The organism is Ferrimicrobium sp. (assembly GCF_027319265.1).
Lineage (GTDB): Bacteria > Actinomycetota > Acidimicrobiia > Acidimicrobiales > Acidimicrobiaceae > Ferrimicrobium.
The window spans coordinates 1-7,623 of sequence record NZ_DAHVNP010000080.1; the positions used below are offsets into that span (position 1 = coordinate 1).

The 7,623-nt window shown below is 50.7% G+C and carries 5 protein-coding genes; 3 read left to right on the forward strand and 2 right to left on the reverse strand.

Features of this window, described 5'->3' with window-relative positions; translation table 11 throughout:
• Window positions 1-155: 155 nt before the first annotated feature.
• On the reverse strand, window positions 156-1,007 hold the full coding sequence (locus M7439_RS12550; protein WP_308464515.1) for an ISL3 family transposase: 852 nt from the start codon (window positions 1,005-1,007) through the stop codon (window positions 156-158).
• Complete coding sequence (locus tag M7439_RS13180) at window positions 1,000-1,281, reverse strand: transposase family protein (RefSeq protein ID WP_374045757.1); 282 nt, start codon at window positions 1,279-1,281, stop codon at window positions 1,000-1,002. The genes M7439_RS12550 and M7439_RS13180 overlap by 8 nt, the downstream gene beginning before the upstream one ends.
• 744 nt (window positions 1,282-2,025) lie before the next feature.
• On the opposite strand from M7439_RS13180, the gene M7439_RS12555 reads away from it, so the two are divergent.
• The 3 genes from M7439_RS12555 to M7439_RS12565 all read left to right on the forward strand — a co-directional run bounded on the left by M7439_RS12555 (window position 2,026) and on the right by M7439_RS12565 (window position 7,269).
• The gene (locus tag M7439_RS12555; protein WP_308464512.1) at window positions 2,026-2,931 is read left to right on the forward strand and encodes a hypothetical protein; all 906 of its coding nucleotides are present in this window, start codon (window positions 2,026-2,028) and stop codon (window positions 2,929-2,931) included.
• Window positions 2,932-4,287: 1,356 nt separating this feature from the next.
• On the forward strand, window positions 4,288-5,244 hold the full coding sequence (locus tag M7439_RS12560) for a hypothetical protein (RefSeq protein ID WP_308464513.1): 957 nt from the start codon (window positions 4,288-4,290) through the stop codon (window positions 5,242-5,244).
• A gap of 1,245 nt (window positions 5,245-6,489) precedes the next feature.
• Entirely contained in the window at window positions 6,490-7,269 is a 780-nt protein-coding gene (locus tag M7439_RS12565; protein WP_308464514.1) for a hypothetical protein, read from the forward strand.
• Window positions 7,270-7,623 lie beyond the last annotated feature (354 nt).

The following is a 7,623-nucleotide window of genomic DNA, read 5'->3' on the forward strand; positions in this document are numbered from 1 at the left end:
TTGTGAGACCTCATCAAAGGATGGTTTTGACCCGTAAACGAGGTCATCGACAAAGACTGCATAGTTTTTGTCGGCCTCTGCATCGGTTGTGAGAAGGTCGAGCTCATCTCGCAAAACACTCACCGGACGGTCCTTGAAAACGGCTCTATTGACATTCATGTGGATAAACTCGCCCTTTCATAGGGTAACTTTAAGTCAATCGGTCCACAAGCTAGCATCACCAGGGCCAGGGTAGCCTTAGCGGAGTGAAACCCATACGAGCGGGCAATGATGGAGCGAACCTTGGTGTTGAGTCCCTCGACCCTTCCATTGGATACCCCAAGTATGGCGGAGGCAAGTATTCCTTCTCTATGAGTACGGACGGTCTTTGATAACCGGATGAAACTTGATAGTCGTGAGCGTGAGGCTCGCTTGCACCAGTGATCGAGCATCTCATTCACCTCGTCGATTTCGAGGTCACCAGCAAAGATCGCCCGTAAGGACTCCTTCATCTCATAAGCTCGCCATAGAGCTCCTCCTCGTTGTTTGACAGCTAAGAGGGCTAGTCCTTGACGCTTGGTTAGGGTTCCTGGATTCTTCAATAGTGCCCACCGTGCCCCAGCGAACTTACGGGCATAGACAGGAGAGGGGAGCTTTCTCATCTCCCGCCAAAGGTCTTTGAGTACCTCCTCTAGGGCCTCGGTTCCCAACTTAACCACATGAAATGGATCGAGACAGATTTGGACGTTAGGTGCCTTCTCGCGGAAGGCCTTGGCAAAGGCTGGACCGAGATCCATGGTGGCTGCCTTTATCTTGGCAATCCGTTCTTCACCCAGGTCATCGAAGAATTCATCTAGACTCTTGGCACTTTTCCCCTCTGCCCCATAGACGATCTTGCCCGTCTCGTGATTGGTGACAAGCGTTAAGTAGTTGTGGTGTTTGCGGAAACTGATCTCGTCAACTCCGAGAATGAAGAGATTGTCAAGGCGGTTGGGATCGAGCTCTTCAGCGACGACTCGTTCACAGATCGTTCCTAGGCGTACGCCAGGCGACTCTGAGCAGTTTTGTCACCGTGGTCTTATCCATCTTGGCACATGCCCAAGCTACCAAGTGCTCGAAGTCCCTCGTAAACCGCGACTCCCCAACTGGTCGGGCAAATGGTACTGCCTCAGTGATCACCCCGTGGGTTGGACACCGGAGTCGTCTTAAGCTGGCACGAGAGCCACGTCTGGTGAGTCCCGATGTCGAGGTGTCTCCATCGGGAGTCGAGCGTTCTCGTGTCATAACAGGACCGGGTCGCATAGGAGCATTTCGGGCATACCAACCGCGATCGGGTAAGCCTGAGCTTTACCAGCAGTTCGTGTGGACGAACTAAAACCTCGACGACGGTGACACTGCGAAGGGCAAGCATCTGCTTAACTAGAGAGGTAGCGCGCACGGTTCTGAACTCCTTTTTTGATGGGTTGCTAACACCAAATTTAGAGCTCAGAAACCGTGTGCGTTTCTTATGTGGCTACTTCAGCGTCAAATACCCCCACTGAACTGGGGCTATGGATCAGATCCAGGCCAAATCTATCCACATGAATGTCAATAGAGCCAGACTTAGTCTCTCTCATTGTGATGGAGATGTCACGGTCGCTATAACCGGCGGACGGTCGAGGAGGCCTACTTATTGGGTGCGACGCTGGGCGTCGGGTGGTCGGCGATGGAAGAGCTACTCCGGCAAACCCATCATCACAACGGTCCTAGTGAATCAAGCCACTAGTTGGACGGCCACATTGCAGCTGGGGTCCTGGCGCGGTCGTAATCCTGCCGTCACGGTTGTCATAGCCGTGGTTCTGAAGAGAGTTGCGGACGACACTTATGAGACAGGTTGAAGCGGCCGTCGAGTTTGAGAAACCATCGCAACGATGGTTTGCTGAGCTAGAAAGGCAGTTCAATGGAGACATTATTGCCCAACGGCGTGATCAGCCTCTCGGTCGAACGCAGTGCATGCTTAGGCCGATCAATTTCGCGACGAATTCGGTTATGGTAATGGGTGTGGTAATGAACTCATTAATTGGAGCAATGGGTTGTGCATCCTGGAGGGTGTATGAACGTATGCTCGAGCATGGCGCACTGAATCCAACCGGCAACAACATTGTACAACGACACAATAACTTGATAACACAGCCTAGCACCAAGTTAGATGTTATGGAAGTTGGCTTAACGGATCTCACTGTCGCAGCGCTTTGGCGCTACGGTCCGGCTGGTTTATCCTACGGGGTCTCGTCTACTGCCGAATCTAATTTCCTGGGAGCAGACATTGCGTTTCTCTTCAAATCATCTGGGCTACTGCTGCTATATCAAGCAAAAGTGGCAGAGTTAAATCGTGGCGTTTTCAAATTGAAATCTAAATTACCTGCGGCACAGGCTAGGTTACTAAGACAACCCTCAATTGTGATTGGAGGACAGACCTATCGCATAGACGGTCGCTTGGCACTCTACCAGGCAGATCACGATTGGATCGCGAAGAACTGTCAAAGTTCGACTGGTTTGTGTCTAGCATCCTATCGGAGATATCGTTCGTCGCGGATTGGTTCAGTAGTAAGCCATCAACCAGATGTAGGGGTGCGCTACCTTAACGATATTATTCAGGGTTGTGAATGTTCTGCGGGTGCTATTGTTTGCGCCCATTGTTCGAACACTGGGACGGATATAGAGTCAGTTAACTTGAATTTGACTCATCCTTGGGAGTTGTTCAAAGGCTCGATATCGGGTGCCGGCGGTTTAAAATGTTCGATCGAGGGTATGGATGTAATAAGTGAGATAGAATCTGACACTTACGGTGATTCTAGCGAGCATCAGATTATGTCTCGCGCGGATACTGATGATGTTGCTCGCGAAATTATTGATCGACTCGGAATGGGTGATGATAATAATATTAGGATGCATCTCTTCATTCTGGAATAGATACGTAGGACCCTGGGAGTAGGCTGGACAAATAGTGGTCGTCCGGAACGAATGGCTGTTATGATGAGAATTGGAAGAAACGAGATTCTTTGCGGAATTGAATGATTTCCCTTTCACGGATTCCCACGCTGGTGAGGTTTGAGCTAAAACGTCTTCCCCATATGACTCACGGCTCTGTTGACACTCACGTGGATGGGTTTAGCATGGATCTGATGCGTAGTCTCAGTTCAACCGGGGTGTTTGGGGCCGAAATAACCGTATGAGTAACGCATACGGCATCTGGGTTCTATATTTGATGGTTATCGCTATTAACAACCCTAGCCATCAGACCCCTTGCTAGTAGGTCCAATTAGGGTCATACGCGGGGTGAGGATGGAGGAATCCACGAGCTCTGCCCGATCGTATGAAAGCAACCGACAAATTTACCCCCGGCACGATTGAGATTATCGGTTACACCTTCACCAAGTCGAAAGCCGGGTGCTAGTTGCCCCTCCCCAGTCTCCGGTCATGGACAACACGTTACAACCCTGGAAGCTCTAGGTGGATGAGCCCGCTCAATCATTCCCCGTTCTCACGGCTACCACTCCGTGGAGAGCTAGCAGCGACAGTGATGCTAGCGTGTGGACTGATTGACTTGAAGTCACCCTATGAAAGGGCGCTTTTATCCACATGAATGCCAATAGAGCCCAACAAAGCCCTGAGCGAAATGTCGATGTTGCTGTCAGATAAAGTCGATACACGGTAGCCTCCACCGGCATCTGCGCGAACGTGAAACCGTCTGGCCGTACAGAATCAATCAGGGCTAAGCCTTTATCACTGAGATCATATGCATCGATAAGATGCTCTGCGAGGACTTCCTCTGGGTCTGAACCTTGTGTCACACTTCATAGGACAATTCGCTTAAGGGATTTCGAGAGAAACTCTTCTCTCGATGGTTGCAAGGTCGCTGATTTGATCCGAGCCAACTACGCGTACGATCTGACCCTTACAAGAGAGAGAACGAACTTTCCGCGTATAGCAGCCTCAAGCCTGGATTAGGTGTTGCAACGTAGACCCTAACCCAGATGATATTAATATGGTGCGTCAGGCTCCCGAGATTGACCTCAGCGGGAGCATGACGCGATCGCTAAAGTCCTAGCGTTGCAATGATCAAGCCAACTAGACGTTTCCCGTTTGGATGCAGGAAAAATCCAACAGCTGCAAGAATAGCCAAAGCTATTGCATAAGCCTTACCCATTTATATCACCTCCCTTCGCGCATTGTGAGCATCCATGCTTTATAAATACCCTGTAGTTAGCTATGTTAGTCAAGTCGATTATCGCATCAGGGACCGGATAGGGTAGGCTCTATTGAACTATGAACGAAAACTCTGAACCTGCACGCACCCTCTTAGCCAGTCTCCAGGAAGCCGGTTATTTCGTCACTCCTCGACAACTCGCCAACTGGCATCGTGCTGGCCTATTGCCAAAGCCAACACGCAAAGCTCTCGGTAAGGGCAAAGGAAGCGTATCTTTTTATCCAGCAGGGACATCACGACAAGCAACTGCAATCTGTGGACTTCAAGCTCAGTCGGGCAAACACCGCTTGTCAGACATAGGCACCGAACTCTGGTGGCGAGGTTACCCAGTTTCCACTGCGTTCATCAAGGGTCGCCTCGTTTGGCTTATCACCGTTTTAGATGACGCTATACGGTTTCTCTCTGTAGAAGAGGAGTTAGATCGACTCGACCAGGGGGAGTTTTCATCAAAGTCGCTACGAAAACTGAAACGCAGAACTCTTGGCTCTTCAGCGGAAACTTCCGGAATGCTCTTCTCCGATGCCATTGTTGGATTGTTCAAAGTTATCACGGGCGATGAGGCCAGTCTTGACCGAAGAGAGGAGGATGGATTGAACGAACTGATTCATTTCTTTCTGCCTCAAAACCATAACCTAGATCTGCCGATTATCTCCAAAGGGCTACCGTTAGGATCTCTCGGCAACTTCAGTTACGTACGCGAACGACTCGCCGCCATTACCGACGATGAACTCGACCACTTTAGGAAGGCAGTTGCCAATTGGATTCCAGCAATCACTATTGTCCTCGGTGCTGCATCGCCTTCATCGAGCGTCAACGAAATACCATCTCAATTCAATATGGCATTGGTTTGCCAGGATTTTGAAATGAATCTCGATCTCTCCCTATTGACTCTGTGGGTACTAATCGCACTTGAGGGTGCTGTGCCAGGGATTGACCTTGAACCTCCTGTGTTCCCTATCATCGCACCGGAGCGACCGGACGAGACTAGCGTTCACCCGAACCCTAGCTCCCAGTAGCACCCTGTGTATATTCAAGTTCGTATAACAGGCTTAAATTGAATGTATTGCTGAACACCTCGAACCTCACACGCTACACAAGCAGTCAAGAGGTCCGACGGTTCGAGTCCCTTCACCTCCACTACATTACCACAGGTTACCGCCACTATTTGATGGCAAGATGCGCCAGGAAAGTTTGGCCGGTTGCCTTAGCGGTTGCCTGTGGTAATTTGCGCCTCGCACAATCGGGTGCACTCCGGCTCCCGAGTGCTCTGTTCGAACACGGTTTTACGACTATTGCTCCAAGGCAAGAGTTCAAGAGTCCTTACTAGCCGGATGTCTTTCCTTAAGGGACGATGACTGTTCGCACCGCTTGACCTTCCTCTCTAAGGCGCCGTCCAATCCCAACGGAGAATCAGTGATCGTACCAAGCATGTCGCCTAATATGGGAGCGGGCCACTAAGACGTCAAATTATTAGAAAAAAGGGGGTGACATAGGGACACGGCGCGGCACTGAGGAGCGCTTTCGCGTTCCCTTGCCTAGGTGTCAGAAAACTCCAAAATAGGCGTCCGAATTGACCGAAATATGCAACCTATCTTGCGCGACGGTGAACCGATACACTTCCGCGCCTCTATAGCCCATATCTTGTGACTATCAGCTATAGTGTGGCATATGGACTACTCGTGGCGACACGGAGACGAAGGATCGCTCGTTTTGGTTGAGGTGGGCTCCGTAAGCAACGATGCTCCCCTTCCCTTAATGCAATATCCCGCTGCTATCCATAAAGTTGGCCCATTCCTAGTCGGTAGTTCTGACATCACCTTTCAGGCGACTGGGATCTGGCTGCATTCCCCCGAAACGCACGACTCTCTAGAAGGTGCTCGCGCATCGGTTGAGGTTGCCATTAGAGCAGCTGGTCATACGGTGGACGGAATTTGAGATATCTAAGTCAACACCCTGCGCGTTTTCCCATTCGTCCATCAGCAGCTTTCGGCAGGTTAGTGGTTGTGACCGGAGTCGTCTGAATGACATGAGCCGCTATGTTGTCATCGGGAGAGTCGTGGTGGGATACTTGTCGCTCAAGCGACTGGGCACGCGGCCTTCTCGAAATAGCTCCAAGGTCGGACGACGTAGCTTGACAATAACCAGCACCAAGCTTAAGTCCTAGCATTCTCTGATATAAAATGCACTGTGGCGGCAACGAACAACGATTACCACGAGGATGATGCAGTCCTCCAAATGTAAGTTACTGGAGTATATCACTAATGCTTGATCAGACTGCAGCTGACACAATTGCCTTTCCATTGCCCATGCTTCTTGAAGAGTCTTGCCGAGTAATCGCGCTTGTACGCGAAGACTTGGCACACCCTAAGTGCCAATTCATCTGGAAAACATCCACCTTTGGGCGGGCATTTTCGCTCGCTGCCCTTAGCCACGAATGCCTCATTCTCGATCAACTCAATATCGGTTGTCACTTAGACTTCCCCACGATGACCATGGGCTTGCTGAGTCGACACCACCTGGAGACATGGCTCACGGGCATGTATCTTCTTGAGGGTGGCTCCGAGGCACTTGAACTTTTCTTGGGCGAATCACACCGCGCAAGCACCACGCTGCACAAGAAAATCCAAGAACTACAAGACCAGGGGCAAGCACTCGACATTCCAAACCCACCATGCGTAGACAATACGTGGGAGCCAAAGCGTTGGAATTTCGAATTCGTAGCGAACGCACTTGAGCAGCTAAGCGAAGAAACCGGCCGGATCAAAGGGGTGCTCGAAACCTACCATCGCGTCTATCGAGCGCTTTCTGGCTTGCACGGCGGACATCCGACTCACAGGGTGCTCGATTCATACATCGACACTACCCACGGGTTCGCCCACATCCTTAGAGAATCCCAGGCACCTCCACTTCACCGTGAACTTCTCCAGTGGTCAATTATGCTTACGTCGACTCACGCACTCCTCGCACTCGGAGATGTTGGGCTACCGACTGCTACATTTGCTGAAGTCATCCAATCGCTGACTCCAACTGATCGCACATGAATCATCTAACCAACGTTGCATCTTTTCTCTATTCTCTCCCCGTAACGATCTAGAGCCACAATACGATTACCGGCGTAATGAAGTTTGCTTAGCCTTCTCCATGCCTTTCTCACATCAAAGGCCTAGACATAGTCAATATCGTTTGCTCCCGGAGTAGCTGATCAACTCAAGATTGATTACCACCAGAGCCCTCTTTTACTCCGATCAGCCCTCCGGCCACCCGCAAATCTCGCAACCAACAGGAGCACGCACCTGGTACCCTTGTCTCTGATGACACTCGCACCCTTAGAGATTGGAGCGCTGGTACAGGTACGTGGTCAGCAATGGGTGGTGTCAGATCTCAACACCTCCAGT